Below are 26,605 nucleotides of genomic sequence, written 5' to 3'. Positions count from 1 at the left end.
GTCATGCGTCCTGTGAGGTCGGAGCCACCACGATCTCGCGGTAGCTGATGTGCTGGGGGAGCTGGTAAGCGGTGAGAATCGCGTGCGCGATGTCGTCGGGCACGAGGCCGCCGCCGATGCTCCTCTTATAGTCCAGGTAGCCGTCGAGCACGTTCCCCTCGCCGGTGTTGCCGAGCAGGCCCGTGTCGACCATGCCCGGCGCGACGAGCAGCACCCGCACGCCGAAGGCGGCGTTCTCGCGCCGGAGGCCCTCGGTCATGGCGTGGACGGCGTACTTGGTGCCGTTGTAGACGGTGTGGTTCTCGTACAGCTGCTTGCCGGCGATCGAGCCGATGTTCACGATCGTGCCGTGCCGGCGCTCGCGCATGCCGTTGATCACCAGCTGGCTGTTCTTCATCAGCGCGACGCAGTTGACGTCGAACTGCTCCTGCACGAGCGCCGGGTCCTGCTCGGCCACCGACGACAGCGCCATGAGGCCGGCGTTGTTGATCAGCAGGTCGACGGGACCGAACCGCTCCTCGGCGCGCGCGATGGCGGCGGCGACCGCAGGGGTGTCGTTGACGTCGGCGGCGACCAGCTCGGCGTCGGGCAGGTTCAGCGCGGCCATCGGCTCGAGGCGTCGCGCGATGAGCAGCAGCGGGTGGCCGGCCGCCGAGAACGCGCGGGCGGTGGCCGCGCCGATTCCGGAGCTGGCGCCGGTGATGACGACGAGGGGCTTGTCGGTCATTGTTCCTCCGAGAGGTGAGGGGGAAGGGAGGCGAGCGACGCCGCGGCGGCGTCGAAGCGGGCACGGGCGCCGGCGTACCGGTCCGCCGCGTCGTCGTCGGGAAGGATGCGTTCGACCACGGTGTGGGCGTCGTCGGCGCGGGAGTAGTCGTCCCAGACGCCCAGGCCGACGAAGGCGATGGTCGCGGCGCCGAGGGTGGCCGCCTGCTGATCGATGCTCGTCCTCACGAGGGGTGTGCCGAGGATGTCGGCGTAGATGCGGTTCCACAGCGGCGAGCGGCTGCCGCCGCCCGAGACGAGCAGCTCCTGGTCGCTGCCGCTGAGCTCGCGCATGAGGCGCAGGCTGCGGTCCAGGGCGAACGCGATGCCCTCCAGACATGCGCGGACCAGGTCTGCTGTCGACGTGCCGAGCTCGAGGCCCACGAGTCCGCCACGGACGCCCGAACCGCCCTCGAGCGGCGTTCCGCCGGCGAGCGTCGGGATCATGACGGCACCGCGCGCGCCCGGCGTGCTCGCCGCCGCGCGTTCGATGAAGTCGCCGATCGGCTCGCCGGGCGCGACGGTGTCGCGCAGCCACGTGATGGTCGTGCCGCTGCTGAAGGTCGACAGGGCGCTGATGTGCAGGCCCGGGATGGCGTGACGGAACACGTACGGCCGGGCCGCCTCATCGAGCACCGGACGGGCGCTCGTGACCGTCATCCAGCTCGACGAGCCGAGCGCGGCGTAGAGCCGGCCCTCGCTCGTGCCGCGGGAGCCCAGCGCCATCGCCGCGTTGTCGACCGCGCCGGCGAACACCGGGATGCCGGCGGGCAGGCCCAGCACGTCGGCGGCGGCCGCGGTGAGCGGCCCGACGACGTCGGCGGACTCCACCGGGGTCGGCAGCAGGTCGGTATGCAGGCCCGCGGCGTCAAGGATCTCGGGGTCGTAGCCGCCGCGCTCGAGCGCGTACGCGCCGGAGCCGGAGGCCATGGAGTGGTCGGTGACGAGGCGCCCGGTGAGCCGGAGATTGATCCAGTCCTTCGACCCGGCGAGGAAGCGCGTGCGCCGCCAGGCCTCCGGATCCTCCGCCGCGAACGTCGCAGCCTTGAACACCGGATACAGCGCCGCGCCGAACCCGTTCCCGGTGCGGCGGTACCACTCCGGCTCCGGCAGCTGCGCGAACACGTGCGCGGTGCGGCCGCGCGCGTCCGACCAGATGGGGGTCGTGGGTGTCACGAGTTCGAGCTGGTCGTCGAGCTGCACGGCGCCGAGGCTCTGCCCCGACAGGGCGATGCCGGCCACGGCGGACGCGGCATCCGGTCGCTGGGCGAGGAGGGCGCGCGTCGACGCGACGACGGCATCCCACCACGCCTCGGGGCGCTGCTCGTTGCGACCGGGCGCGGGGTGCTCGGTCGGGTACTCGCTGACGGTCTCGGCGAGCATCCGCGCGTCTTCGTCCCAGAGCGAGGCCTTGCAGCCTCCCGTTCCCAGGTCGAAGGCGAGCGCGAGTGCGGTCACGCCGTCACCGCGTCGCGAGCGCGAGCTCGCTCAGCCGCTCGAACGAGGGTCCTGCCGTCGGGATCTCGACGTGGAAGACCTCGGCGATCACCTGCGTCCAACCATGCACGAAATAGATCCAACCATCCTCGACCTGCAGGCCCCGCACATCCTCCTGCGCGCGGGCCTGGTCGAGGAAGACGAGATCGCCGCGGTAGTTGAGGTCCCATGCGATGGCGCGTGCGGGGAAGACGCCGGCGTCCGTGAGCGGCGAGCCGGGGGCATCCTTGCCGAGACCCGTCGCGTTGACGACGAGCGACCCGGGGGCAAGGTGAGCCAGCACGCGATCGTTGTCGGCGGGGCTCGGCGTGAGGACGTACTCGAAGGCGGTGTCGGTGTCGAGCTGGGCGTGGATGTCGCGGATGTGCTCGAGACGCTGCGGAGACCGGTTGGTCACGACGATCCGGCGCGGGCGGTCGGCGCCCGACTCCCTCCGCGAGAGATACCAGCTGATGGCGATGGTGGAGCCGCCAGCCCCCATGCAGAGCGCGTCGGCGCCGGTGCTGCGCCAGTAGCCGTCGGGGATGAAGGCGTCCAGCGCGAGGCCGCTCGAGATCGGGTCCTTCGCGTGGCAGATGAGCTTGCCGTCGCGCTTGGAGATGCAGCTCGTCTCGCCCATGAGCAGGGCGAACGGGTCGATCTCGTCGAACAGATCCCGGCAGGCCGCGTACAGGTCGATCTTGTGGGTCGTCACGAGGGCGCCGAGGCTCAGCGGGTCGGCGGCGATGAACTCCACCACGCGGCGGTAGTCGTCGGCGGGGGCGTGCAGCGGCAGGTCGACGCCCTGCAGCACCGCGCCGTCGAGGCCCAGCGCGTCGGCCCAGCGCGGGAAGACGTGCTGGATCGAGGAGCGGCCGGTCGTCACGCCGATGAAGTACAGCGTCGGCGCGGTCGCGGGGCGCAGATCGAGAGCGGTCATCGTGGGGAAGGTCATGAGGTGCTGCTTTCGGATGCTGCGGCCACGGCCGCGACGGCGGCATCGGCGTTCATGCCGAAGCGCGTCACGCCGAGCGCCGCCATGGCGCGGACCGTCTCGATGTCGCGGACGCCGCCGGCGGCCTTGAGCGACGCTCGCCCGGAGGCCTGGTCGGCGATCACGCGGATGTGCTCGATCGTGGTCGGGATGCCGGACCACCCGGTTCCCGTCTTGATCCAGGGCACGCCGGCCGAGATCGCGGCATCCACGCCTGCACGGATCTGGTCGTCGTCGAGGTGCCCGACCTCGAGGATGGCGCGCAGCGGCACGCGGTCGCCGACCACGTCGACGACGGCGGCCAGCTCGCGGGTCACGTAGTCCGTCTCGCCGGAGCGGAGGCGCCCGATCGACACGACGACATCGAGCTCCTGGGCGCCGAGGTCGAGCAGCTCGCGCGCCTCGGCCAGCTTCGTCGCGGTGGTGGCGCCGCCGCTCGGGAAGCCGACGGGGGAACCGGCCAGAACCCCCGAGCCGTCGAGGAGCTCGCGGACCACCGGCAGCCAGTTCGGCAGCACGTGGGCGCTCACGAACCGGCCGGCGATCGCGCGGCGCGCCAGTTCTTCGACATCCGCCCGGGAGTGCTGAGCCTGCACGCAGCTGATGTCGATGTGCGCCGCGAGGTCGGCCAGAACGTCGTGCTCAGGCACGGTAGCCTCCGTGGTCCGGATTGGGGCGGGTGGTCCACCCGCCGTTGCCGTCGGTGACGACGAGCTGCGCCATGCCGCCCGCTCGCTCGATGATGCCGTAGTCCTGGCCTGCTTCCGTGGCGTAAGCGAACAGGGTGACGAGCTTGTCGTCGCCGACGTTGACGCTGCGGTGCACCCACCCACCGGGCACGTGCACGACCACCCCGGCACTGATGGGGAGCGCTCGCGATTCACCAGAGACGCTCTCGAGGAGCATGACGCCTTCGCCGGCGATGCCGTAGTACAGCTCGGCGAATTCGGACTGCGCGTGGAGGTGGCCGCGGGTCATGGCGAACTCGTCGCCGATGCGGCCGGGCTGCAGCACGCTCAGGCCGATCGTCAGCGCACCGCGGCCGGTCTCGGGGGTGCTGCTCTCGACCCAGTACACCGGGTCGCCGCCGTCGGCGGCGAGGGCCGCCTCGAATGCGGCCGCGTCACGGTACAGCCCCGCGAGGTCCGCGAGGTGCTTCTCGTACCGTTCGGAACGGCCGGGCAGGAGTCCCTGCAGCGAGTCGACCTGGAGCACGGCGGGTTCCGCGGGTCGTGCAGCGGCGCACATGGTGTGTCCATTCGTCGAGGAGCTATCGGTAGTGACACTACATGAATCGGAGGGGAAGGCGCAAAGACCACGCCTCATACCCCATTCCGGCCTCGCTTTCCGGTAGTTGTGCTACTTCTAGAGGCATGGCTTTCCGCGCGCTCGAATCCGGCTGGACCCTGCACTACGCCGGGGGCGACATCCCCGCGGACTTCAGCGAGATTCAACGCCAGGCCATCGCGGCGACGGTGCCCGGTGTGGTGCACACGGACCTCCTGGCCGCAGAGCTCATCCCCGACCCGTACGTCGACGACAACGAGTCGCGACTCGCGTGGATCGGCCGGTGTGACTGGCGCTATGAGACGACGTTCGATGCGCCGGATCTGGATGCCGCCGAGAACCACGACCTCGTCGCCGAGGGTCTCGACACCGTCGCCCGCGTGGTGCTCAACGGCGTCGAACTCGGCACGACGGTCAACCAGCACCGCACCTATCGCTGGCCCGTGCGCGAGCTGCTGCACCCCGGAGGCAACCGCCTCGAGGTGACGTTCCGCTCGCCGATCGCGTACGCCGAGGAGCGCGAGGCCGTGCTCGGTGAGCGCCCGCATTCCTACGTTCACCCCTTCAACGCCATCCGCAAGTCGGCCTGCAACTTCGGCTGGGACTGGGGCCCGGCGCTGGTCACCAGCGGCATCTGGCGGCCGATCGGCATCGAGAGCTGGAGCGGCGTCCGCATCGCCGGCGTCCGCCCGGTGGTCGGTGTCGACGGTAACGCCCGCCGCGTCGACGTGCACGTCGACCTCGAGTGGGGCGTCGGCGCCATCGATACCGAGGTCACCGCGGAGGTGGCCGGCGAGCGCGCCTCGGTGGCGGCATCCGTCGGCACCCCGTCGATCGTGTTGCCGCTCACCGCGACCGGTGCCGAGCTGTGGTGGCCGCGCGGTCACGGTGAGCAGCCGCTGTACGAGCTCACGGTGTGCGCGGGCGGCGTCGAGTGGACCCGCAGGATCGGCTTCCGCACCGCCGAGATCGACGTCGAGGCGGATGCCGACGGCAGCCCGTTCACCGTGATCGTCAACGGGAAGCCGATCTACATCCGCGGGGCCAACTGGATCCCCGACGACACCTTCTTCCCCCGGATCACGCGCGACAGCCTCGCGCTCGCGTTCGCCGACGCCACCGAGGCGGGCATGATCCTGCTGCGCGTGTGGGGCGGCGGCATCTACGAGTCCGACGACTTCTACGACCTCGCCGACGAGCAGGGAATCCTCGTGTGGCAGGACTTCCTGCTCGCCTGCGCGGCGTACAGCGAGGACGCCGAGCTGTGGCAGGAGTTCGAGGCCGAGGCCCGCGACAACGTCGCGCGTCTGTCGTCGCACCCGAGCCTGGTCGTGTGGAACGGCGGCAACGAGAACATCTGGGGCTGGGTCGACTGGGGCTGGCGCCCGCGCCTAAAGGGTGCGACGTGGGGCGAGGGCTACTACCTCGATCTCTTCCCGCGCATCGTCGGCGAGCTGGCGCCCACCACGCCGTACTCGCCGGGAAGCCCCTACGGGTTCAGCACCTTCGTGCACCCCAACGACCCGGCCCACGGCACCATGCACATCTGGGACGTGTGGAACCAGGTCGACTACGAGGTGTACCGCGACTACCGCCCGCGCTTCGTGTCGGAGTTCGGCTTCCAGGGCCCGCCCACCTGGTCGACGCTGTTCTCGGTGGTGCACGACGAGCCGGCCGATCCGTACGGCCCCCTCATGCTGGTGCATCAGAAGGCGAACGACGGCAACGGCAAGCTGGAGCGCGGCCTCGGCGCCCACATCGCGGCGCCGCAGTCGATCGACGACTGGCACTGGGCGACGCAGCTGAACCAGGCCCGCGCGGTGCGCTTCGGCATCGAGCACTTCCGGTCGCTGCATCCGCTCAACCAGGGCGCGATCGTGTGGCAGCTGAACGACTGCTGGCCGGTGATCTCGTGGGCTGCCGTCGACGGGCACGGGCACCGCAAGCCGCTGTGGCACGCGCTGCGCGAGGCGTACGCCGACCGCCTGGTCACCATTCAGCCGCGCGACGGCGGCCTGGCCCTCGTGCTGCACAACGACACGGATTCGGCTTGGGATGCCGACGTGACGGTGCGGGTGCTGACGTTTGCCGGCGAGGAGCGGAGCGCGGCGCAGTTGGCGGCGTCGGTGCCGCCGCGTTCGGTGGTGACGCTGCCGCTCGACGCGTCATCGGACGACCCGACGGGTGAGTTCCTCGTCGCGCAGCTGTCGACGGGGGAGCGGGCGTTCTGGTACTTCGCCGAGGACCCGGAGCTGCGACTGGATGCTGCTGGAGTAACCGCGACGGCGGAGGAGGTCTCGGTCGGACGCTATGTGGTGCGCGTGCGGGCCACGAGCCTCGCGAAGGACGTGACGCTACTCGTCGATCGTGTCGACTCGTCAGCGCGAGTCGATCGAGGGCTGGTGACGTTGCTACCGGGCGAGGAAGCGGAGTTCACGGTGACGGCGCCTGCCGGTATCGACCCTGTGGCCTTCGCCGGGTCGCTTGTGCTGCGGTCAGCGAACGACCTGGTTCCTGGAATGAACTCTGTCGCAACGGCTTGAGCCGCTTGTCGACCGGGGCGAGGAGGCTCCATCGCGCGGTGTGTGCAGCTGTTCTATAGCGTCCTCTACCGTGTATGGTCTTCGGGCGGGGTATACGGGCACACGTGCCTGGTGCGTGCCTTCGGATTCCGTGACTCCGCGGTGAGCGACCCCTAGTGATGGTGCTGGTGAGCGAGATCAGTTGAGCCACGAGCTCGTCGACTCGTTCGTTTCCGACGACCGCGGTGAGGGTCTCGCCGAACCACTCCTGAGAGACGGCATCAACCTGGCCGGCGGTGATCGCTCCATTCCTCTGCAGGATACTGGTCATCGGCTTTGCTTCGGTGTCGTATTCGTCCGCCGGAACGCCGTCTTCGACGCCCGGAGAGAGCGGATAGGGATCAAGCTCGCTGAGCAACCGAAGCACGCCGATGTTCAGCCGCTTCCATGACTCACTCGCCACCTGACGGAGACAGGTAGCAACCTCGCCAGTCATCGACCGGCTACCCGATCACCCATCGTCGGGTACGCCGATCACTCGCCGATCTCGCCCCACTGTCTTGGGGGCCATTCGTGGGCGATGGGCGCGGCGTCGGCGGAGGTGAATCCTGGACTCCAAGCCACGGCTAGGTAGGTGACGGCGGGAGCAAGCGCGAGGAGCACCACTCCGGCAACGACGAGTGGGCGTGCCGCGCGACGCCACACCAGTGCGATGGTGATCGTCGCAGCCCAGACCCCGACCGTAATGATCGTCGCGATCAAGTACGAGTCGACCGAGACGTCTTGCCGGGAAGCGCCGGGGACTGTACGTCGGAACCACGGGCACGCGAGGGAATTGGGTTGACGCCGGACGGAACGGAAAACGCCTGCTGCCAAGTCGACTCGACAGCAGGCGTCAGGAGGGTTCGGTCAAGGGTTCGGAGTGAAGCCTTTCACTCGCGTGAGTCCGCGCACGACTCTGTCGGCGCCTCGAAGATCTTCCTTTGTGTCCTCAATCACGCGCTCCATTTCGGCGCTGGGATCGACTTTGCGAAGGAGGCGGAAGAATTCTTCCTGTCGTGGGGTTAGTGGCGTGTCGTTGTCCATGGATACCCGCTCCTAGGTTTCCGTGACTGGTGGCTTCAAGATACTGCCAATGGATGCCGCTGCGGTAGCGGCAGTCTCGCGTGTTGATCGCTTGCCCAGGACTCGCACAGGGTTCTCATTTTGTTCGAGCGCTCGATCTATTGATACAACGCCAATCAGGACGCCATCCTTCCCCCCATGCCAGATCGGCTCCGCGACGACCTCGGTGTACTTGCCCACGAGAGAAGAAAACTCCTTGATGTCGAATCCTCGTCGGACATCCGACGGGATCTTGGCGAACTGCTCCGGGGCTATGGCAGCGCCCCCGTACCGGGCAGCGATCGCCGCGTGGTCGCCGTAGACATGGCGTCCCTGCGTCCAACATTCGCCGACGCACCCCTTCGCGCCGGTCCAGTCAACTCCCGACTGTTGAGGGTACCCCGCTGGCCGGAACCGCATGATTCGCTTCAGTTTCGTTGCCTCACCACGAGTGCGTCGGATCCTATGCCAGAGCGTAGGGACGTAGACGCTGGCTCCCAGGTCCTGATAGCTCACCTCGCGGGATTGGGTGATCTGCAGCAGTGCCGTCTTCAGCGTGGCTTCGATGCGCTCCAACCGGCCTTCACGTTTGGCGCGGAGGTGGCGTACTGCGAGAGTGCCCGCGTTCTCGGCTCCGATGAGGATGATGCTGGCGACCCAGGCCCAGACCTCGAATCGCGGCGTGGCGGGAATGATGCCGTAGTGCTGCAGCGCCCCGCCCACCCCCACGATGACGGCCCAGGCGACTGCGCCGAAACGCAGTACGAGGACAGTTCGGGACCACCACATGGCTCCCGATCATATGGGTACGTATATATCCTGCCGTGACTTTGGGGCGGTAGACGCGCCGTCCGACCTGTTGACGCTGCTCAGGGGGAGACTCAGTGCAGACTGAGCATGCCGCGTTCGGGCAGCTGTCGGATGTCCGCAGGCACCGCTAGCTTCCACGCATGGACAACATGACCGAGTGGTTCGTGGGCGCGCTGGTGCAGCTGGCGCTCGGTGCCGTCGGCATCTACTGGCAGGTGATCCTCGAGAACCCCTGGATCGGGGTCATGCTCGTACTGCTGCTCGCTGGAGGGCCTGTTCTGCGTCTCACGCCGCGACGCCGTCGGCGCAGAGCTCGATGAACCTTACGTAGGCGGGTCGACGTTCGGCAAGTAGACGAGCCGGCAACCGCGGCACCAGAACCCGTTTCCGGCATCGTGCAACAGCGTGCCGCAGTTCGGGCAGGTGGGCTGGACGGCGTCGTCGATCGGGTCCATGCCGGGGAGCCTACGCCGTATCCCAGCGGTGCGGATTTCGAGGTCCGGTGCGCCCGCAGGAATCGGACGCCGTGTCGAAACGCTCCTCGCGTAAGGGCGACATCCGCGGAGACCTCGGCGATCATCGGCTCCACGAGCGTGAGGCTGACCGGATCACGGCCGGCGTTGAATCGGTCTACCGCGCCCATGTACTCGTTCCTCGTCTGCCGTCCCCACATGCGCTGCACTGGTCGTCGGTGTGTGGTTGCTAATCGAGCAGGTGGCGCGAGCGCGGTTGAAGGCTCGTCTCGTCGAGCTGATGCCCAAAAAGAGTGCGATCTACGCTAAGCACCGCGAGGGCAGGCGTCGACTGAGTTCGACGCGGCGCACGAAAGCGCGGCCCTCGAATGGAAAGAGCTACTCCGCGCGTCGGGCGTCCGACCTGAGCGCATCCGAAGACCCACCTTCCGTGGAGTGGAAGTCGACCTGCAGTTGGTCACACGATGCCCTGGACCGAAGTCACTCGGCAGCTAATCCTGCTCGGTGGTGCGGTCGCGGGCATGGTGTTCCTTGGCCTGCACCAGGCAAGCACGATGTGAGGGCCTGCGGTGGTGCTCCTGCTGCCGGGGCGCCCGGGATGGGACACTCATCCGGCCACAGGAGCTATCAATCGACGGACCCGGTCGGGACGGGCAGAAGGCCGGTCCGCACTAGCACGCCCCTGGGATGAGAACAGACGCCGCCCAGCGGACCGGACTCTCGCCTCCACCAACACTGACGCTAGGGTCTGTCAATACTCCCCCGTCAAGCGGGTGCGGTTGGAGCGGCGTGTCGCAATCACCGTAATGTCGTGCGCATGATCGTGGTGGGCGCGGAGGGCGGTGACGAAGACTCACGCTTGAACTGGCAGTGGGCGTCAAGGCCGACAGACCTGTTCGGCGACTCATTCACTCGTGCGATCGTCGAACCGTTCGCCACGCAGGTGGCCGGGGCCTGGAACCTCTACGAGTCGTCAGTCCTCCGCATCGCGCAAGACCTGCAGGAAACGGTCCGGCTGTCCATTGACACCACGAGGATCGTCTCTGCTTGGTCCGATCTCTGGACAAGGGAGATCCGGTCCTTTGTCGAGTCGACGGTCGCCTATTATCCCGAGAACTGGCGGGACTCAATCGAGCACACCACCTCAGGAACCCTCAACTCGATCGTTCGGGACGAGGGATTGCCGTTGTGCTGGGTGCCACCCGCTCCGATACTGAGTCGGATACTTTCCGCCGACGGGCCGACAGCCAGACGAGACATCATTGGGCGCAGCTCTCCTCGGATTCTCGTCGCGTGTGACGAGCAGATGGATCACATAACGTCGTCAACGGGGCTCCGCTACGTGCGGTACTTGAAGGCCTCTATCAGAGCGATGCAGGGCGGCCATCGCGACGCTGGTCAGGCTCTTGCGACCAATACGCTCGACACTCTCATCCGTCGGCATGGCTTGAAGCCTCCGGCTCGAAACAATCCACCTGACTTAGGTCAGTTCGATCTCAAGGACGGCTTGGTCCTTGGGGCGCTATGGGCAACGTACTTCAGCTACAACGGTGAATCACCCAGCGCTGTGCCACCACGCGAGTTCCGGCGTCATGCAACCGCACACGGCGTCTCCGCCCGTCAGTACACCTTGCGGAACGCCACCATAGCGATCATGCACCTGACCGCGTTGCTCCGCTGGTTGGAACTGCGAGGGTTCGACCGATACGCGAAGGACCTCTGGCGCTAGACCATCATCCGGACCGATCTTGTATTGAACCGCGCCGGCCCTCTGCGCTCTCTCGGGACTTTGCCGGGTCTCGGGTGAGGTGGCCAGCGGACCGGTGTCAGTCGCGACATGGCAGACGGCAGTCACACTCGCATTGGAGGGCCGAACCCGTACGGTCGTCAAGCATCGCTCCCATGCAGTTCTGGTGAAGATCGAAGGCGCATTCGCTGCATCGCCTCATGCCGTCCGCGGCGAGCAACTTATCGAGGAGGCAGGCGGTGATCTGCAGTTCCGCCATGGTGCGTTCATCGCTGACGCCCGCGTTGCGGAGGGCCTCGACGTCACGTCGCACGGAGCGGCGGTAGTCGCGGCCTGCGCGCCGGGCAGCGGCGCCCAGGGCCTGGACAGCGGCTATTCGGTCTGTAGGGTTGTCGGAGCCCATTCGTACTCTCCTGAGTTGTTGGGTGGTGGAGCGGCTCCCGTGATTGGCGTCTCGGAGCCGCTCCGTTGTGTTCCGGTGGTCACCGGCACTCTCAGTTCTAGGCGCGGCCTCCGTCATTCGCTACTTCACCTGTGGATAACTGCGTGGAGAGGCTGTGCAAATCGCCGCCCTACCTGTGCACAACTCATGCAGAGAAGTCGCCGAGGGATCCCTGGGAATCCGGCATTTCTCCGATCTCACCTGGGGTTGTTCGCTGCTGACCCCTCTGGTGTAACTTTCGCGGAAGTGACACTTGAAGGTTTCCGTGCTTCGAGTGGATTCCGTGCACAATCCCGACGCCCAAGCGTAGATACCGCAACCGAAGCCAAACTCGAGTTCGGAGTCTCACGAGCGACCATCTATCGCGAAACGCGGCGACGCGTCGCCGCTGGCTCCCGATGATTCCCCTGAGTTCCCGCGTCCAGCGCTGGAGCTCACCGCTGCGCCCGCGGGGGGAGCCGAGAGTCGCGCGGAACCCGGCACGCCATGGCCGGTATTCTCTTCTACGCGTTGCGCCAGGCGAGCCACGCGGCGGGGTTGCGGCGAAGCACGGCATCCGCGAGCTCTTCGCCGCCCTGCGCGATGAGCCGCGGGACGAAGCGGTCGCCGAGGTAGCGCAGGCCCGGCATCCCGCCGTAGGCGCGATAGCGGGTGCGGCGTGCGACATCGCCGCCGAGCAGGATGCGGTCGCCACCGCCCGCTTCCGCAGTGGCGAGGAGGCAGTCGATGAGGACGGAGTCGGGCCAGTCCTTCGCGCGCGCAGCACCGTCATATCCGAGGAACGCCCCGGCAGCCGCCAGTCCGGCGTGCAGGCCAGGGTCGGGATTGCGATCGATGTGGGCAAGCGCGACGCGGTCGGCTGCGACGCCGACGGCCGCCAACGCCTCAAGTGCCTCGAACGCCGCAGTGCCGTGCTCGAGGTGCACCATCACCGGCGCGCCGTTGGCCGCGTGCGCCACCCCGATCGCCTCGATCACCCGGTGCGCGACGGCGTCGATGCGCCAATATCCGAGTCCCGCCTTCAACACCCCCGCGCGCACGCCCGGCTCACCCGGGTCACCGAACTCCCCGGCGCCCTCCGTCAGGTCGCGGAGGAACGCCGCCGCCAGCGTCGCCGCGTCGGCCTCCAGCAGCGGGTGCCCGTCCGCGTAGTGCTCCTGTCGGTGCACGCCGGTCGTCATCACGACTCGCAGCCCGGTGCGCTCGGAGATGCGGCGGATGGCGTCGGGCCGGCGGCCGAGGCCGAGCGGCGTGGCATCCACCATCGCGTCGAACCCCGACGCGCGCAGCTCCGCCGCCTCTTCGCCGCTCGCGGTCTCGTCGTCGAGGTCGTCGCCCGGCAGCAGGGACGACACCTGGAACAGGTGCTCGTGGTAGTTCGTCCGCCCCAGCTCGGACGGATCTACGTCGCCCGTCGCCGTGCGGATGAACCCGCTCACGGCACCGGAACCGGATTGAACGGAGCGCGCCCCTCCAGCACGGCGAGCAGGTTCTCGGTCGCCATACCGCCCATGCCGTCCACGCCCTCGCGGGTCTGCGCGGCCAAGTGCGGCGTGATGATCACGCGATCGGCGAGGTCGTCGGCGAGCAACGGCGAGGCGCCGTCGCCATGGTTCTCGGTCGCGAGCGTGTCGGCGGCGTACGCCAACACGCGCCCGCTGCGCAGCGCGTCGGCGACCGCCGGCTCCGAGATCAAGTCGGCCCGCGCGGTGTTGACGAGCAGGACGGGGCGATCGGATGCCGCCAGCCAGCCCTCGTCGACCACGATCTGGCCACCGGGGGCGTGCAACGTGACGACGTCGCACTCCGTCGCGAACGCGGCGATGTCGGACCGCTCGATCCGGTCGAACAGCGGGTCGTTGGCGGGTACCCACGGGTCGGCGCCGAGCAGCCGCGGCCCGAACCCGGCGAGGCGGTCGATGACCGTGCGGCCGATGCGCCCGAGGCCCACGACGCCGATCGCCAGCGCCGATACCTCGCGGGTGTACCAGGCCGACCAGTCGCCGCGTCGCACCCGCCGGTCGGCAGCAGGGATGCCACGCAGCGCCGCCAGCAGCAGCGCAACGGTGTGCTCGGCCACCGCGTTCGTGTTCGCGCCGGGGGTGTTCGTGACGACGATCCCGCGCCGCGACGCCGCCGCAACGTCGACTTTGTCGTACCCGACGCCGTAGCGCGCGATCACGCGCAGGTGCGGCGCGATTGACAGGTGCCGTTCGGTCACCGGACCCGTGCCGGCGATCCAGCCGACTGCATCGCTCAGCAGCGGGGCCAACTCGTCCAGATCATGGCCAGCGCCCGCGCGCACGACGCGGTAGCCGGCTGCGGTGATCCGGCCCTCCAGGTCGAGCGCGCCCGAGCCGAATGACCGCGACGTGACGACGACCGTACCGGTCACAGCGCGTCGACTCCCTCGCTCGCGTCGGCCGCGCTCTCGCGCTCGATCTGCGACCCCTGTCGCATGCTGGCCAGCTCGCTCTTCATGCGTCGGATCGCGGCCGTGTGCTCCGGGCTGCGCCGCAGCGCCACCCCCGTGGCGAGGATGTCGATGACGACGAGACCCGCGAGCCGACTGGTGGAGGGCGTGTAAACATCGGTGTCTTCGAAGGTGCGCGCGATGAGCGGCACGTCGGCGAGCTCCGACAGCGGGCTGGTGCGCCCGGTGAGCGAGATGACCTTCGCGCCGGCCTTCTTGGCGGCCTCGGCCACGATCACCGTCTGCTCGGTGTGACCGGTGTTCGAGATCGCCACCGTCACACTGCGCGGCCCGCTCATGGTCGCGGCGATGAACTGCTGGTGGAAGTCCTCGGGCGCCTGGCACGGCACGCCGAACAGCGGGAACTTCTGCTGCGCGTCCTGGGCGATGATGCCGCTCGCGCCGAAGCCGACGAAGAGGATGTCGCTGGCATCCAGCAGCGTGGCGATCGCCTCCTCCACGGCGCTCGCCGCGAGCGTCCGGCGGGCCCGGTCGAGGCTCGAGATGGTGTGGTCGAAGATCTTCTCCGCGAGGTCGGCACTCGTGTCGTCAGCGCTGATCGACGAGTGCGTCACCGGGAGGCCCAGCGCGAGGGTCTGCGCGAGCTGAATCTTGAAGTCCTGGAAGCCTTCGCAGCCGACCGACGCGCAGAAGCGCATCACGGTGGGCTCGCTGACCTCCGCCGCCTCGGCGAGGCCGGCCATCGTGAAATGCACCGCGCCGACCGGGTTGTCGAGCACGATCGCGGCGACGCGCTGCTCGGATTTGCGCAGATGGGGCAACTGGCGCGTGATGCGCTCCAGCAGCGTGTCCGTCGACTCCTCCGCACCGGATTGGGGCGGCTGAACCTCGAGGGCCATGGTGACTCCCTCCATGTAGTATCGCTACAAACCATAGCGCACGGCCCGAGGAAGGACCCCGATGTACCGAGAGCTGCTCGATCTGACCGGCAAGGTGGCCGTCGTCACCGGAGGCTCCCGCGGCATCGGGCTGGCCGTCGTCACCGCCCTCGAGGAGTTCGGCGCACGCGTCGTCATCGCCGACTTGCTCGACGGTGCGGGCACAGAAGCCGCGGCATCCTTCGCCAGCGGCCACGTGGAGTACGCGCACCTCGACGTCACGGATGCCACGTCCGTGGAGGAGACGTTCGCGGTGGTCGCCGAGAGGCACGGGTCGGTCGACATCCTCGTGACGTCCGCGGGCATCGCGAACCATCAGCCCTCGCTCGAGCTCGCCCGTGAGACGTGGGACAAGGTGCTCGCCGTCAACGCGACCGGCACCTTCTGGTGCGCCCGCGAAGCCGCCCGTCACATGACCGGCCGCGGCGGCTCGATCGTCGCGATCGGATCCATGTCGGGGGAGCTCGCGAACGCGCCGCAGCGCCAAGCGGCCTACAACGCGTCGAAGGGCGCCGTGCACCTCGCCGTGAAGTCGCTCGCCATCGAGTTCGCCGACCAGGGCATCCGCGTCAACGCCGTCGCGCCCGGCTACGTCGGCACCGAGCTCACGAAGGACGGCGTGCCGACCGAGTGGTGGGACGACTGGGTGCGCCGCACCCCGATGGCGCGGCTGGGCCGCCCCGAAGAGATCGCCTCGCTCGTGGCCTTCCTGGCCTCGGATGCCGCGTCCTACATGACCGGATCGATCGTCCTCATCGACGGCGGCTACTCCGCCTGGTGACCGAGCGTCATCCCCGATTGAACCGCTGTTTCCCGACCGCGGTTATCCAGCGACGCGCATACCTACGGTTCTGCACCGAGTCGACCGCTGAGTCCTTAGCTCTGCTGGCCCGAAGGGAGGGGTAGTCGGTAGCGCTGACTCGTGACCGCATCCCTCACCGCGCGGGCTGTATCAGTGGCGCTGTGGGGCGTGGTGTCGATGGCGTGTGCTTCGAGCTCCCCAAGCTCCGCGAACTGATCCCACAGCGAGAGAACCGGCATCTCATCGACCAGCGCACCGGGCGCCGTGCGCTGCTGCGCTCGGGTGAGCGTTTCTGTCCGGCTTGGGCGGAGGACGATGTAGTGGAGGGGAAGGTCTGGATGCCGGGACGAGGCGTGACGGTAGTGATCCAGCATCCACGGTCCGACGATTCCGTCGACGACAACGGTGAAGCCGCCCTTCGCATAGGTGTAGGCAGCACCGGCGATGACTTCGACAACGGTGTGATTCTGATCTTCGGACTCCGGGAGGTACGGCGGAATGCCACCGGACACGATGTAGTGCCAGAAGTCGTCAGTGTGCAGGTGCACGGCCTTGGCGTACGTCGCAGCGAGTCTCGCCGCCGTTGTCGACTTCCCGGCTCCTGGTGGTCCTGTGATGATGATGACCGCGGCAGACATGCCCTCCAGCGTACGGAGGACGCGCGCCCATGCCACCCGAAAACGGTACGAGAGAGGGGGGCGACACGCCGTTTCGATTGCGTGCCCGGAACCTCATCCAGCGCCGCTGCGCGCCGCACGGTTTCTCTGCGGCTACTCCGCCTGGTGACCTGCCGGCACGGCTGCGTGCAGCCGCTCCCGCACCACGTGCGACCCCGACGGCACCTCCCGCCGCCGTCCTGCCAGCTCGACCTCAGCGGTGACGCCCACCGGAACCTGGCACTCGAGGATCACCTCGTCGCCCTCTCGCCGCCACGCCGCGGCGAGCGGCCCGTAGGGCGTGGTGACGGATGCCTCGGCGTGGTCGATGCCGTGACCCACGACACGCGGCGCGATGCGGGCGCGCCGCCACCCCGGTGCGGCGGGGGAGATCCCGGCCAGGTGCGAGAACAGCCAGTCGTCGACCGTGCCGAGGAAGTAGTGGCCGCGCGAGCGGGACTCCGGCCTCCAGTGCTCCCACAGCGACGTGGCGCCCTGCTCGACCCAGTGGCCCCAGCTCGGGAACGTCGTCTGCAGCGCGACGGCCGCGGCGAGATCGGCATGGCCCCAGTCGGTGAGCACGGGCAGCAGGTACTTGGTCGCCAGCGCGCCGGTCGTGAGGTGGTTCCCCCGCTCGGCGACGTCACGCGCGAGCCGGTCGGCCGCGCGCTGCCGCTGCGAGGGCGGGAGCAGGTCGAACGTCAGCGCGAGCACGGTGTGCGCCTGGCGATAGCCCTCGTCGCCCTCGCCGCGCACCTCGGCCGACGCCTGGTGCCAGAACCGCTCCACGAACGCGGCGCGACCGCGGGCCGCGGCGTCCGTCCACTCGTCATCCCGCTCGCCGAGCACGCGCGCCATCGCGGCGGCCTTGTCGCACATCGCGATCACGAACGCGGTGCCGGCGACGCGACGGTCTTCGGGCGCGTTGCCTCCGCCCGGGTCTGTCTCGGGGCTCACCCAGTCGCCGAGGGTCGTGTCGGCGATACCGTCGCGGGTGCGCCCCAGCTCGAAGCGCAGGTAGTCGCGCGCATCGGGCCAGACGTCGCGCAGCACCCGCTCGTCGCCCCGCTGCGAGTACAGTTCCCACGGCACGAGCAGCAGGGCCGAGTGCCAGGTGGGCGCAGGCGACCAATCCATCGTCCAGCCGCCGTGCGGCGCGATCACCTCGGGCGCGCCACTGCCATGGCGTGACTGCGCGATGTCATCCGACCACTTGGCCAGCAGCTCGTGCGCGTCGAGGTTCTGCAGCATGAGGCGGGCGCCCAGCATCCCGTCGCCGGTCCACCCGTTCTTCTCGTACTTCGGGGTGTCGGTCGGGACGCCGTGCAGATTGTTCAGCACCGTGCGCACGGTCAGCTCGTGCACGGTGTCGAGCAGGTCGGATGAAGAAGAGAACGAGCCGGTGCGCGGCGCGCGGGTGTGCACCAGGTGCGCGCGCAGACGCGGCAGCTGCGCGGCCCGCACCTCGACGTGCTGGAAGCCGTGCCAGGTGAACCGCGGGTGCCAGGTCAGCGGCGTCCCGGCGAGCGTGACGCGGTCGGTCTGGAACCGGCCGTCGAAGTAGCCCTTCTCGTCGACGCAGTTCGGCGTGCCGTCGTCGCGGAGCGTCTCGCCGAACCGCAGCTCGACCACCTCGTCGGCGGCGCCCTCGGCCTCGATCTCCACCCATCCGGCGATGACCCGCTCGAAGGACACGACCCAGCGGCCTTCGTCGATCGGCGTGACGGAGACGGGGTCGAGCACCTGGGCGATCTCGATCGGCGGCTGTCGCTGCGCGACGGCATGGCCGCGGGGTCCGGCCACGGCGGCCGCGACGGCCCACGACGCATCGACGAACCCGGGACGGCTCCAACCGGGCAGCGCGAGCCGCGCGTCGAAGTCCTCGCCCGCGTAGAGATCGTCGAACGTTGTCGGCCCCGCGGTCGTGCGCCAGTCGGTGTCGCTCACGACCGTCCGCGTGCCGTCCGCGCCATGCATCACGAGCAGCACGCGCACCGACGGGTCGGCGTGCCAGGGCGCGGTCTCCCAGTTCCACGTGTTGCGCCCGCGCATGCCGTAGAAGCCGCGTCCGAGCTCGGCGCCGAGCGCGTGGGTTCCGGGCGTGAGCCGGGCAGTCACGTCGACGACGGTGTACTGCGCGGTCACGTCGTAGTCGGTGAAGCCGGGCGCGAGCACGCCCGGCCCGACGGGCGCCCCGTCGAGCTCGACGGCGGCGTAGCCACCGGCGCCGACGACGAGGTAGGCCTCGGTCGGCGCCTCGTCGACGGAGAACTCGGTGCGCAGCAGCGGGGCCGCCGGCGAGGCATCCGCCGCTCCGATCCAGCGCGCGCCGTGCCAGTCGTCGTCGAGCACGCCGGTCACGAAGGTGCTCGCGGCGGTCGCGGTGCCGGCGGTCGTGTCGACCGTGAGCGTCCACGCGTATCGTCGGAGCGACGTCAGCGGCGGTCCGTCGTAGGCGACGTCGACGCACCGCTCGTCGTCGCCGCGGGCTTCCCAGACGACGCCCTCTGGGCCGGTGACGACGAGACGCCAGGACGTCTGCCGCGTGCCCACCACGTCGCTCTCGACGTTCCAACCGAAGCGTGGCGTCACGTCGACGCCGACCGGCTCGCGCGTGTGCTCGACAGTGAGGTGAGTCAGCATGATCACGCGTGCTCCCGCAGGCGAGAGAGCTCCGGCGCGTCGGCGTAGCGCCGCGACAGCGCCTCGTCCACATCAGGATGCTGAGCCAGGAACCGGCCCAGTGGCACCGGTTCGTCCTGCGGTCGGGTCCGCTTCTGGTTCAGCTCGCCGAGCAGGCTCCATCGGCGATCGCCCAGCTCGGCCGGTTCGCGCGCATCGGGCGTGTACGCGGTGTAGTCGAAGACCTCGGTGCGGCCCCCCACCTCCGCGACGCCCAGCCGGAAGTCTGCGGTCATGAACCACGTGACGGTCTCGCCCGCGCGGGAGGCCTGGATGCCGCTGCCCTCCTGCTGCAGCAGATAGGCCAGGTTCTCGTTGTCGGCATGGAGCGTGCGCCACTCGTCGCCGAAGCGACTGATGGGGGGCACCACCAGGTCGGGCCACTGCTCACGCAGCCACCGCAGCCATCCGGTCCAGGCGTCGAGCATGCCGGCATCGGTCTGCAGCCCTCGGGCGACCTCGCTGATCTCGTAGTTGACGGTGAGCCACCCGAGACCGTTGCGCTCGACGTTGCGGTCGTTCAGGTGTGCGGCGCTCGTCGCCTCGAGCTCGCGCAGCGCGTCTTCGCGCGGCAGCCGGTGGATCGTCTCGATCGGGCCGAGCCCCAGCCGCGAGTTGTAGTCCGACGACATCCCGGCGCTGCGAGCGGCCACGAGGTCGACCGTCCAGCCGTCGAGCTGCACCGCGTCGATGCGGTCGGCACCGCGGCCGGGTACCAGGAAGTGGTTGGCTGAGGGGTAGTACGGGTACGCGATCGACCCGTCGCCGTCCTGCAGGTCGATGTCGAACTGACTCCAGATGTTTCCCTGCACGGTGCGGACGCCGAGGTCCCGCGCGCGGGCGATGTTGTCGGCCGAGAGGAAGCCGGCCACCAGCGAGGTCGCCGGCACGCCGATCTCGCGCTCCACGATGCCGAGGGCGTCGGCGATGTCACGGGCCACCTCGTCGCGTGTGCCGTACAGGTTCGCGAAGAAGCCGCCGGGCACGAAGGTGACGTGGTCGCCGTGAGCCTCCACGATGCGACGCAGCGCCGCCCGGATGTCGCGGTAGCGCGACGACTCGTCGGTGAGAGCGCCCCACGACAGCGCCCATGTGAGCTGCGCATCCGGGATCGCCGCGCGGACGGCATCCGAGAATCGCTCCACCAGCCCGGCGGAGTGCAGCTCGGACTCGTCTTCCCACAGCGAGCGGGTGCGCGTCGCCTCGATCTGGTGACGACGGACGACGGTGTTGATGGTGAGGCGACGGCCGAGGATGCGCGTCTCCGAGATGGGGTTCACATCGTCGAATCTAACGGCGAAGAGCCGTGAAAAAGTAGTTGCACTAGCGATATGGCGTCCGCGCCGCGCCTCGCGAACGGAAAAGAGTGGCGTCGAGGCCGAGATTGTGTAGTATCGCTACAGCATCACATTCGGCGTCACGGCGCACCACCGTGACCAATCGACGTAGATAGGAGAAGCCATGAAGAAGTGGCTCAAGAGCACGGCAGTCGCCGGCGTCGCGATCGCCACGCTGGGTGCGCTCGCCGGATGCTCCGGCGGCGCGGGAGACGGCACCACCGAGATCAGCTTCCTGATGTGGGGCGACGGCGGAGAGAGCGACACGGCCTACAAGGAGCTCATCGCCGACTTCGAGGAGGAGAACCCCGACATCTCGGTGAACGCGGAGTTCTTCAACACGAACGACTACCAGAACATCCTCAAGACCCGCATGTCGGGCGGCTCCGGACCCGACGTCTACGGCATCGACTTCAGCAACCTTCCGGACTTCATCCGCGACGGCTTCGCCATGGACCTCACCGACGGCGGCGAGGAGTACCTGGACAAGCTGACCGAGAACGCCCTCGAGGAGACGTACCGGTACGCCGAGGACGGCGGCTCCTACAACGTGCCGATCCTGCTGTCGGGCAACGGCATCATGTACAACGCCGACCTCTTCGAGCAGGCCGGCATCACCGAGGAGCCCACCACCTACACCGAGTTCAAGGAGGCCTGCGAGAAGCTTCTCGCCGCGGGCATCACCCCGATCGCGATGTCGGCGCAGGACAACTGGTGGCCGCAGTTCATCGTCTACTACGCCCTCGCCGAGCATGGCGCCAACGAGGAGACCGCCGAGGCGATGCTCGCCGGCGAGGAGACCTTCGTCGACAATGAGGCGTGGGCGCAGTCGCTGGAGATCGTCAAGGAGCTGGTGCCCTACTACATGCCGAACCCGCTCGGCACCTCGAACACCGCCGCCCAGTCGGCCTTCCTCGCGGGAGAGGCGGCCATGTGGCCCGCCACGTGGATCCTCAGCGACGCCCGCTCCGCGGACATCAACCTCGGGTACATGAACTTCCCGACCGTCGACGAGCCCGCCGACGCGATGTGGGGCACCTACCAGGCGCGCTTCGCGATCAACCCGAGCAACGGCGACGAGAAGGTCGAGGCTTCGCAGCGCTTCATCGACTACTTCTTCGAGGACGAGGTGTACTCGGAGTTCCTGTCGAAGATGCGCCTGTTCCCGGTGACCGAGACGGTGGAGGTGGACGAGTCGATCGACCCGCTGTTCCCCGACATGCAGGCCTCGTGGGAGGGCAAGGAGTTCATCGCGCTCTTCTCGCCCGCCGATGCCGCCGTGCAGAACGCGCTCCTGGTCGGCATGCAGGACTTGATCGGCGACCGGAAGACCACCGAGCAGGTGCTCGCGGATCTCGACGCCGTGCTGCAGGAGACCATCGCCGCGAACCAGTAGAACGACCGACGCTGCCCCCGTCCGTGGAAAGCGGGCGGGGGCAGCGACGTCCCCACGGCAGCCATCCACTCGAGAAGGAATCATGACCGACACTCCCGTCCTCCTCTTCATCGGCGACAGCATCACGGACGCCGGCCGCTTCGACGACCCGGAAGGGCTCGGTCGCGGGTACGTGCGACTGATCGCCGAGGAGCTGAGCCGTCGCGGCGACGCCGCCACCATCATCAACACCGGCATCGGCGGCCACCGCGTCCGCGACCTGCGTGCGCGGTGGAGCGCCGACGCCTTGGATCACCGCCCGGACGTGCTCACCGTCTACGTCGGCATCAACGACACCTGGCGGCGCTACGACGCCGACGACCCGACATCCGCCGAGGAGTTCGAGCGCGACTACCGCGACATCCTGCAGCAGGCGGCCGATGCCGGCATCCGGCGCCTCATCCTCGTGCAGCCGTTCGTGACCCCCGTCGACGAGCAGCAGCGGACGTGGCGTGAGGATCTCGACCCCAAGCGCGAGGCGATCGCCCGGCTCGCTCAGGAGTTCGGCGCCGACGTGGTCGCCCTGCACGAGATCATGGCGGAAGCGGATGCCGAGCTCGAGCCCGGAGCGCTCGCGTGGGATGGCGTCCATCCCACGCCCGCCGGCGACCGCGTCATCGCGGACGCGTGGCTGGACGTCTTCGACCGCTGACCCCGAGGATCTCAACCGTGGACCGCACCCTCACCATCGCCGCCGACGCCCTCTCGGTCGCGTTCGACGCCACGACCGGCGGGATCGTCGGCATCGACCAGGCCGGAGTGGGACCGTGGCTCCGCCCGCCGGCGGGCGGGTCGCTGTTCGTCCTGGAGATCCCGCGCCACGGCGACCGCACGGTCGTCGTCGCCACGGCGGATCAACAGCTGACGACGGCCGACGCCTCGGAGGACGGCCGCAGCGTGCGGCTGTCGTGGCACGGCCTCGTCACGTCGACCGGTGAGGCGCTCGAGGGGCGCGTCGAGGTGCAGGCTGCGGTCGCGGACGGAAGCCTCGAGCTGCGTCTGGACTTCGACATCCCCTCGGCCGAGGTCGAGGCGGTGCGGTTCCCCGCCGTGCGCGGCATCGCCCCCACGGAAGGCGGCCTGGAGTACCGCGGGGTCGACTACTCCACAGGCACCCGCGTGCGGCTGCTGCCGGTGTTCGACAACAACTCGCCCTACTGGGGCACCACCTACCCCGACCACGCGAGCGGCAACCTGCGCCCCGAGGTCATCGGCAACCCCACGTCGCCCTTCGTCGTGCTCGCGGGCGACACGGCGGGCCTCACGGTGCTGCCGTCCCAGCCGACGCTCGACTTCATCGGCTGGCGCACCTCGCTCGAGCCGGGATATCTCGACAGCATGTCGCGCTCGACGGATGCCGCGGCAGCGGTCACCTTCGAAGCGATCCACTTCCCCACGCCCGCGCCGGGCGCCCACGAGCTGCCCGCAATGCGGATCGCGCCGTACCGCGGGCCGTGGACGGCGGGCACCGCCGCCTATCGTGCGACCCAGGGACCGACGCGTCGCTCCGGGGCTCCCTGGCTGGCCGAGCCCCGGTCGTGGCTGCAGGTGCAGCTGATGTCGACCGAGGGGGAGCCGCGCTACGACTTCGAGACCCTCGTCGACATCATCGAGGAGTGCGCACGCGTCGGCATCGGCGCCATCCAGATCACCGGCTGGAACGAGGGCGGACAGGACGGGCTGGTCCCCGTCCACCGCCCCGCCGAGAAGCTCGGCGGGGAGGCGGGACTGCGCCGGGCCCTCGACCGGGCCCGCGAGCTCGACGTGAAGACGGTGCTCTACACGAAGTACGTCTGGGTCGAGAAGCCGGGTCCGTACTGGGCCGAGTTCGAGGCATCCGTCGCGCGCGACCCCAACGGGCAGCCGTACGCGCAGCCCGGGCCGGTCTATCACAGCGCCCGCAAGCGCTACGGCATCAGCACGCCCTGGTACGTGCCGCTCTGCTTCGGCGTCGAGGCGGTGCGCTTCCGGTTCGCGGCCGAGGTCGCAGAGCTCGCCTCGTGGGGCGCCGACGGCATCCTGGCGGACGAATCGCTCTATCACGGCCGGTCGCTGCTGTGCTTCGCCGACGACCACGGGCACGAGCCCGGGGCGAGCTCGTTCCTGTGGGACGGTGTCTTCCTCGACGACGTGCGCCGCGCGCTCGGCAATCGTGCCGACGCGTTCGTTCTCGCCGGGGAGGGCGCGTACGACAGCCAGTTCGAGCACTACGACCTGTCGTACTTCCGCAGCTTCTCGGCCTCGCACGTGCCGCTCGGTCGCATGCTGCGACCGGGCGCGCGGATCGTCACTGCGCTGATCGGGTTCGACGACCGCAACATGGCCAACCAGAGCCTGCTGTACGGCTACGGCATGAGCTTCGAACCCTTCAACTTCAAGGGGCGGCCGGGCGACATGCCCGACACCGTCCGCTACGGCGTTGCGGTCGACGAGCTGCGCTCCGCGCTCGCGGACTGGCTCTGGAACGGCGAACTCGTGGACGCACCGGATGTGCGCGTCGACGTCGCCGGGGCTCCCGACGACGTCCGCTTCACCGTCTGGCGGAATGCGGCGGGCGAGCCCTGTGTCGTGGTGGCCAACTACGCCGACGCGGCGTGCCGGGTGAGTGTGACCGGCCTGGGCGACGCCCTGCTCGTCCAGCGTCCCGGAGAGAGCCCGGCGGCCGGCGACGCCGGCGACATCACGGTGCCCCCGCGGTCCGCCTTCGCGGCGCTCACGCAGCGGTAGCGAAACTAGCGACCAGGACGGACCGGACGCTTACCAGGCCCGCTGAGCGCGCGATTCGCGACCGAGATTCGACCCACCACCACCGAGCGTGTAGTATTGCTACACGACTTCCGGTCGAGGACGATAGGACGATTGCCATGATGCGGTGGCCCGCACGAGAACTGAGCTCATCGTGAGCACGCGGGTGGAGGATGTGCGCGTTCTCGCGCTCGACGACCCCGACACGACGAGGTCCCTGCGACGCAGACTGTGGACCGATCGCAGCTCGACCGGCAAGTTCTGGATCGCGGTCGCCCCCGCCCTCGCGCTGTACCTGATGTTCACTGTCTACCCCATGATCCAGGTCGTCATCGCGAGCTTCACCGACGCCCGTGGCTTCAACCGGCCGTGGGAGTTCCTAGGGCTCGACAACTTCGTCCGGATCTTCTCGGGCGACCCGGTGCTGATGGAGGCGATCGGCAACACCGGGATCTACGCCTTCTTCAAGATCATCGTGCAGACGATCCTGGCGTTCCTGATCGCCGTGCTGCTGCACCGCCAGCTGCTCCTGGGCAACATCTACCGGGCGATCTTCTTCGCCCCCATGGTCATCAGCCCCGTGGCGATCGTGTTCACGTGGAGCTTCATGTACGACCCCACGTCGGGCACGTTCAACACGATCCTGCGCAGCCTCGGCCTGGGCGGCCTCGCGCAGGACTGGCTGGGCAACTACGACCTAGCCCTCTACAGCGTCATCCTGGTCGACCTGTGGAGCGGACTGGGGTTCAACATCGTCATCTTCCTGGCCGGTCTCAGCACCATCCCGTCCGAGATCCTCGAGGCGGCCCGCGTCGACGGGGCCCGGGGCTGGAAGAGCCTGCGCTACATCACGCTGCCGCTGATGATCCCCTCGATCGGCCTCGTGCTCGTGCTGTCGATCAACGGCGCCCTGCGCGCATTCGACACGGTGTACCTCATGACGAGAGGCGGACCGGGCAACTCGACGCAGCTGTACATGACACAGGTGTTCCAGGAGGGCCTGGTCAACAACAACTTCGGTTACGCCTCCGCGATGGCGGTGCTCGTGCTCATCGTGCTCATCGTCATCGCGGCCCTGCAGAACCGGCTCAACAACAAGATCGCCGAGGAGGGCGCCCGATGAATCGCCGCAGTGTCGCCCGCGTCGCGCGGCGGGTGCCGGTCAACGCGCTGCTGATCGTGCTCAGCATCCTCATGGTGTATCCGCTCGTGATCATCGTCATCACGGCGTTCAAGTCGAACATCGAGGTGCTGACGAACCCGACGGGCCTGCCCCTGCAGCCCACGTTCGAGAACTTCGTCACGTCATGGGTCGAGGCCGACTTCTCCAACCTCTTCGCCAACTCGATCCTCCTGACCCTGGTCAGCATGACGATCGCCACCTTCGTCGCCGCCCTGGCGTCGTACGCGATCGTCCGCAAGGCGACGAAGGTGGGGTCCGGGATCTACCTGCTGATCGCCGCGGGCATCTTCCTGCCGATGCAGCTGGCGCTCGTGCCGCAGTTCCGCGTCGTGCGCGATCTCGGGCTCATCAACAACTACCTCGGCGTCATCCTCATATACATCGCCGGCGCCATCCCGTTCGGGGTGTTCCTTATGGCGGCGTTCATGCGGCAGGTGCCGAAGGAGATCGTCGAGGCGGCGACCATCGACGGTGCCGGATACTTCCAGCTGTTCTGGACCATGTTCCTGCCCCTCGCGCGTCCCGCCATCGCGACGTTCTGGGTGCTGCAGGGCGTGGGCGTGTGGAACGACTACCTCGTGCCGCAGCTGTTTCTCACCGACCCGAACAAGCGGACGCTCACGACGGGCGTGCTCTACTTCAAGGCGCAGTACCTCGCCGACTGGGGCAACATCATGGCGGCGGTGCTCATCATGAGCCTGCCGATCCTGCTGATCTTCATCTTCGCGCAGCGCTACTTCGTCAGCGGCCTGTACGCGGGTGCGGTGAAGTAG

At 68.7% G+C, this 26,605-nt stretch carries 26 protein-coding genes; 10 read left to right on the top strand and 16 right to left on the bottom strand.

What is annotated here, in order from left to right:
* Window position 1: 1 nt before the first annotated feature.
* Genes AC5RVZ_RS13165 through AC5RVZ_RS13145 form a run of 5 tightly spaced genes read right to left on the bottom strand, consistent with a single transcriptional unit; the run spans window position 2 to window position 4,450 of the window.
* Window positions 2-727, bottom strand: coding sequence for an SDR family oxidoreductase (locus tag AC5RVZ_RS13165; RefSeq protein ID WP_494066202.1), 726 nt, complete (start codon window positions 725-727; stop codon window positions 2-4).
* Window positions 724-2,223: a xylulokinase gene (locus AC5RVZ_RS13160; protein ID WP_494066201.1), complete on the bottom strand. Its 1,500-nt coding sequence runs from the start codon at window positions 2,221-2,223 to the stop codon at window positions 724-726. The genes AC5RVZ_RS13165 and AC5RVZ_RS13160 overlap by 4 nt, the downstream gene beginning before the upstream one ends.
* Window positions 2,224-2,227: 4 nt before the next feature.
* On the bottom strand, window positions 2,228-3,196 hold the full coding sequence (locus tag AC5RVZ_RS13155; RefSeq protein WP_494066200.1) for a shikimate dehydrogenase family protein: 969 nt from the start codon (window positions 3,194-3,196) through the stop codon (window positions 2,228-2,230).
* Window positions 3,193-3,885 (bottom strand): deoxyribose-phosphate aldolase, encoded by a 693-nt coding sequence (gene deoC / locus AC5RVZ_RS13150; RefSeq protein WP_494066199.1) that lies wholly within the window; start codon window positions 3,883-3,885, stop codon window positions 3,193-3,195. Before deoC ends, AC5RVZ_RS13155 begins: the two co-directional genes overlap by 4 nt.
* Window positions 3,878-4,450, bottom strand: a complete 573-nt coding sequence (locus AC5RVZ_RS13145) for a glucose-6-phosphate isomerase family protein (protein WP_494066198.1) — start codon at window positions 4,448-4,450, stop codon at window positions 3,878-3,880. Before AC5RVZ_RS13145 ends, deoC begins: the two co-directional genes overlap by 8 nt.
* Before the next feature lie 158 nt (window positions 4,451-4,608).
* On the opposite strand from AC5RVZ_RS13145, the gene AC5RVZ_RS13140 reads away from it, so the two are divergent.
* Window positions 4,609-7,065: a glycoside hydrolase family 2 protein gene (locus tag AC5RVZ_RS13140; protein WP_494066197.1), complete on the top strand. Its 2,457-nt coding sequence runs from the start codon at window positions 4,609-4,611 to the stop codon at window positions 7,063-7,065.
* Between the two features lie 181 nt (window positions 7,066-7,246).
* The gene (locus AC5RVZ_RS13135) at window positions 7,247-7,495 is read left to right on the top strand and encodes a hypothetical protein (RefSeq protein ID WP_494066196.1); all 249 of its coding nucleotides are present in this window, start codon (window positions 7,247-7,249) and stop codon (window positions 7,493-7,495) included.
* An 83-nt stretch (window positions 7,496-7,578) separates the two neighbouring features.
* Here the strand turns inward: AC5RVZ_RS13135 and AC5RVZ_RS13130 are convergent, their stop codons facing one another.
* The 3 genes from AC5RVZ_RS13130 to AC5RVZ_RS13120 all read right to left on the bottom strand — a co-directional run bounded on the left by AC5RVZ_RS13130 (window position 7,579) and on the right by AC5RVZ_RS13120 (window position 8,937).
* Entirely contained in the window at window positions 7,579-7,806 is a 228-nt protein-coding gene (locus AC5RVZ_RS13130; RefSeq protein WP_494066195.1) for a hypothetical protein, read from the bottom strand.
* A gap of 147 nt (window positions 7,807-7,953) precedes the next feature.
* Window positions 7,954-8,130: a hypothetical protein gene (locus AC5RVZ_RS13125; RefSeq protein ID WP_494066194.1), complete on the bottom strand. Its 177-nt coding sequence runs from the start codon at window positions 8,128-8,130 to the stop codon at window positions 7,954-7,956.
* A 12-nt stretch (window positions 8,131-8,142) separates the two neighbouring features.
* The gene (locus AC5RVZ_RS13120; protein WP_494066193.1) at window positions 8,143-8,937 is read right to left on the bottom strand and encodes a hypothetical protein; all 795 of its coding nucleotides are present in this window, start codon (window positions 8,935-8,937) and stop codon (window positions 8,143-8,145) included.
* A 161-nt stretch (window positions 8,938-9,098) separates the two neighbouring features.
* On the opposite strand from AC5RVZ_RS13120, the gene AC5RVZ_RS13115 reads away from it, so the two are divergent.
* Window positions 9,099-9,278, top strand: coding sequence for a hypothetical protein (locus AC5RVZ_RS13115; RefSeq protein WP_494066192.1), 180 nt, complete (start codon window positions 9,099-9,101; stop codon window positions 9,276-9,278).
* A gap of 3 nt (window positions 9,279-9,281) precedes the next feature.
* Here AC5RVZ_RS13115 and AC5RVZ_RS13110 read toward each other — a convergent pair whose 3' ends face one another.
* The gene (locus AC5RVZ_RS13110; RefSeq protein ID WP_494066191.1) at window positions 9,282-9,413 is read right to left on the bottom strand and encodes a hypothetical protein; all 132 of its coding nucleotides are present in this window, start codon (window positions 9,411-9,413) and stop codon (window positions 9,282-9,284) included.
* Between the two features lie 829 nt (window positions 9,414-10,242).
* Here AC5RVZ_RS13110 and AC5RVZ_RS13105 point away from each other — a divergent pair.
* The gene (locus tag AC5RVZ_RS13105; protein WP_494066190.1) at window positions 10,243-11,160 is read left to right on the top strand and encodes a hypothetical protein; all 918 of its coding nucleotides are present in this window, start codon (window positions 10,243-10,245) and stop codon (window positions 11,158-11,160) included.
* A gap of 97 nt (window positions 11,161-11,257) precedes the next feature.
* On the opposite strand, the gene AC5RVZ_RS13100 is transcribed toward AC5RVZ_RS13105, so the two are convergent.
* The 4 genes from AC5RVZ_RS13100 to AC5RVZ_RS13085 all read right to left on the bottom strand — a co-directional run bounded on the left by AC5RVZ_RS13100 (window position 11,258) and on the right by AC5RVZ_RS13085 (window position 14,968).
* On the bottom strand, window positions 11,258-11,581 hold the full coding sequence (locus AC5RVZ_RS13100) for a hypothetical protein (protein WP_494066189.1): 324 nt from the start codon (window positions 11,579-11,581) through the stop codon (window positions 11,258-11,260).
* A gap of 542 nt (window positions 11,582-12,123) precedes the next feature.
* The gene (locus AC5RVZ_RS13095; RefSeq protein WP_494066188.1) at window positions 12,124-13,059 is read right to left on the bottom strand and encodes a phosphotriesterase family protein; all 936 of its coding nucleotides are present in this window, start codon (window positions 13,057-13,059) and stop codon (window positions 12,124-12,126) included.
* Complete coding sequence (locus tag AC5RVZ_RS13090; RefSeq protein WP_494066187.1) at window positions 13,056-14,015, bottom strand: NAD(P)-dependent oxidoreductase; 960 nt, start codon at window positions 14,013-14,015, stop codon at window positions 13,056-13,058. Before AC5RVZ_RS13090 ends, AC5RVZ_RS13095 begins: the two co-directional genes overlap by 4 nt.
* On the bottom strand, window positions 14,012-14,968 hold the full coding sequence (locus AC5RVZ_RS13085) for an SIS domain-containing protein (protein ID WP_494066186.1): 957 nt from the start codon (window positions 14,966-14,968) through the stop codon (window positions 14,012-14,014). The genes AC5RVZ_RS13090 and AC5RVZ_RS13085 overlap by 4 nt, the downstream gene beginning before the upstream one ends.
* Window positions 14,969-15,014: 46 nt before the next feature.
* On the opposite strand from AC5RVZ_RS13085, the gene AC5RVZ_RS13080 reads away from it, so the two are divergent.
* On the top strand, window positions 15,015-15,773 hold the full coding sequence (locus AC5RVZ_RS13080) for an SDR family NAD(P)-dependent oxidoreductase (protein WP_494066185.1): 759 nt from the start codon (window positions 15,015-15,017) through the stop codon (window positions 15,771-15,773).
* Between the two features lie 95 nt (window positions 15,774-15,868).
* Here AC5RVZ_RS13080 and AC5RVZ_RS13075 read toward each other — a convergent pair whose 3' ends face one another.
* The 3 genes from AC5RVZ_RS13075 to AC5RVZ_RS13065 form a co-directional block, all read right to left on the bottom strand.
* Window positions 15,869-16,432 (bottom strand): AAA family ATPase, encoded by a 564-nt coding sequence (locus AC5RVZ_RS13075; protein WP_494066184.1) that lies wholly within the window; start codon window positions 16,430-16,432, stop codon window positions 15,869-15,871.
* Between the two features lie 132 nt (window positions 16,433-16,564).
* Window positions 16,565-19,093, bottom strand: a complete 2,529-nt coding sequence (locus tag AC5RVZ_RS13070) for a family 78 glycoside hydrolase catalytic domain (protein ID WP_494066286.1) — start codon at window positions 19,091-19,093, stop codon at window positions 16,565-16,567.
* A gap of 2 nt (window positions 19,094-19,095) precedes the next feature.
* On the bottom strand, window positions 19,096-20,412 hold the full coding sequence (locus tag AC5RVZ_RS13065) for a DUF3863 domain-containing protein (protein ID WP_494066183.1): 1,317 nt from the start codon (window positions 20,410-20,412) through the stop codon (window positions 19,096-19,098).
* A gap of 181 nt (window positions 20,413-20,593) precedes the next feature.
* On the opposite strand from AC5RVZ_RS13065, the gene AC5RVZ_RS13060 reads away from it, so the two are divergent.
* The 5 genes from AC5RVZ_RS13060 to AC5RVZ_RS13040 all read left to right on the top strand — a co-directional run bounded on the left by AC5RVZ_RS13060 (window position 20,594) and on the right by AC5RVZ_RS13040 (window position 26,605).
* Window positions 20,594-21,865, top strand: coding sequence for an ABC transporter substrate-binding protein (locus AC5RVZ_RS13060; RefSeq protein ID WP_494066182.1), 1,272 nt, complete (start codon window positions 20,594-20,596; stop codon window positions 21,863-21,865).
* An 82-nt stretch (window positions 21,866-21,947) separates the two neighbouring features.
* Complete coding sequence (locus AC5RVZ_RS13055; protein ID WP_494066181.1) at window positions 21,948-22,556, top strand: SGNH/GDSL hydrolase family protein; 609 nt, start codon at window positions 21,948-21,950, stop codon at window positions 22,554-22,556.
* 17 nt (window positions 22,557-22,573) lie between these two features.
* Complete coding sequence (locus AC5RVZ_RS13050; RefSeq protein ID WP_494066180.1) at window positions 22,574-24,631, top strand: hypothetical protein; 2,058 nt, start codon at window positions 22,574-22,576, stop codon at window positions 24,629-24,631.
* Between the two features lie 172 nt (window positions 24,632-24,803).
* The gene (locus AC5RVZ_RS13045; protein ID WP_494066179.1) at window positions 24,804-25,772 is read left to right on the top strand and encodes a carbohydrate ABC transporter permease; all 969 of its coding nucleotides are present in this window, start codon (window positions 24,804-24,806) and stop codon (window positions 25,770-25,772) included.
* Window positions 25,769-26,605, top strand: a complete 837-nt coding sequence (locus tag AC5RVZ_RS13040; RefSeq protein WP_494066178.1) for a carbohydrate ABC transporter permease — start codon at window positions 25,769-25,771, stop codon at window positions 26,603-26,605. The genes AC5RVZ_RS13045 and AC5RVZ_RS13040 overlap by 4 nt, the downstream gene beginning before the upstream one ends.

The organism is Arthrobacter sp. Cza30 (assembly GCF_059090765.1).
This window is presented reverse-complemented; position numbering and strand designations above follow the sequence as displayed.